General features: G+C 75.8%; 2 protein-coding genes. Both read right to left on the minus strand.

Annotation, left to right across the window (positions count from 1 at the left end; all coding sequences use genetic code 11):
- The coding region (locus H5J33_RS34870) for a PIG-L family deacetylase (RefSeq protein ID WP_309485570.1) at positions 1–139 on the minus strand (139 nt) is incomplete at its 3' end.
- A gap of 169 nt (positions 140–308) precedes the next feature.
- Positions 309–1,406, minus strand: coding sequence for an enoyl-CoA hydratase/isomerase family protein (locus tag H5J33_RS34875; protein ID WP_181798657.1), 1,098 nt, complete (start codon positions 1,404–1,406; stop codon positions 309–311).
- Positions 1,407–1,523 lie beyond the last annotated feature (117 nt).

The raw sequence follows: 1,523 nt of genomic DNA on the forward strand, positions 1-1,523 counted from the left end.
CGCGCGGGCTGCCGGGCGCCCAGGTCGCCGTGACGACGGCCGTAGGGGCGCCCTCGGCGGCGTACCGGGCGAGGAGCCCGCCGGCGAGGAGCGCCTCGTCGTCCGGGTGGGCGAACACGGCGAGCAGACTGGGCGGCACGGCTTCCTCCAGGACGTCCGGGGGCCTCTCGGCGGTCCCGGCCGCCTCCGCCGCCGGGACCGGCTCCATGGTCACATCCCGCCCCGGTGCCAGGTGTGGAAGTACCCCGCCGCACCGGTGCGGCGGCCCTCCGTGACGTCCGCCGGGCGTGGCCGGGGCGCCGGTGTGCTCAGCGCGTGCCGGTTGCGGCCGCGTCGTCGCCGAGTCCCAACTCCCGGTCGCCGAGCGGGGCGAAGAAGCGTTCCACGTCGGTGTCGGTGACCTCGGCGAGGGCCGCGGGGGACCAGCGCGGACGGCGGTCCTTGTCGATGATCTGCGCCCGGATGCCCTCGACCAGGTCGGGGCTGCGCAGGGCGGCACAGGAGACGCGGTACTCCTGGTCGAGGACCCGCTCCAGCGAGCCGAGGCGCCGGGCGCGGCGGATCGCGGCCAGGGTGACCTTGAGCGAGGTGGGCGACTTGGCGAGCAGGGTCTCGGCCGCCTCCTTCGCCTCCGGGCCGCCGTGGGCGAACAGCCGCGCGACGATCTCCTCGACGGTGCCGGCGGCGTAGCAGGCGTCGATCCAGGCGCGCTGACCGGACAACGCCCCACCCGGCGCCCGCTGTTCGTGCCGGGCCAGAGCGTCGGCCACGGGGCGGGCGGCGAGGTCCGCCAGGAAGGCGGGCAGGGACTCGGAGGGCAGGTAGTGGTCGGCGAGCCCGCAGAGCAGGGCGTCCCCGGCGCCGATCCCGGTGCCCGTCAGCGCGAGGTGGGTGCCCAGTTCGCCGGGGGCGCGGCCGAGCAGGTGGGTGCCGCCGACGTCGGGGACGAAGCCGATGCCGGTCTCGGGCATGGCGATCCGCGAGCGTTCCGTGACGACGCGGACGCCGCCGTGTGCGGAGACACCGACCCCGCCGCCCATGACGATGCCGTCCATGACGGCGACGTACGGCTTGGGGTAGCGGGCGATACGGGCGTTGAGGCGGTACTCGTCGCGCCAGAACGCGGCGGAGGCGGTGCCGTCGCCGTCGCGGGCGTCGTCGTGGACGGCGCGGATGTCGCCGCCCGCGCACAGGCCGCGCTGCCCCGCGCCGGTGATGACGACGGTCTCCACGGCCGGGTCGTGTTCCCAGGCGGTGAGGGCCTCGTCGATGCGGCGGACCATGGCATGGTTCAGGGCGTTGAGCGCCTCGGGCCGGTTGAGCGTGAGGTACGCGGCCCGTCCCTCCGTGCGCAGCAGGACGGGTTCGGCGGTGCCGGGCGCGTCGGTCCGCGCGCTGCCGGTCATCCGGACGCCTCCGTCAGGCCGCCGGTCACGATGTCACGCATGATCTCGTCGCTTCCTTCCGGTCGGGTGCACCCACGGTCGCGAACGATCTTCTCAGTGCCGCGCGCCGGGCCGGCG

Origin of the sequence: Streptomyces sp. WELS2, assembly GCF_013870595.1 — a bacterium.
Lineage (GTDB): Bacteria > Actinomycetota > Actinomycetes > Streptomycetales > Streptomycetaceae > Streptomyces.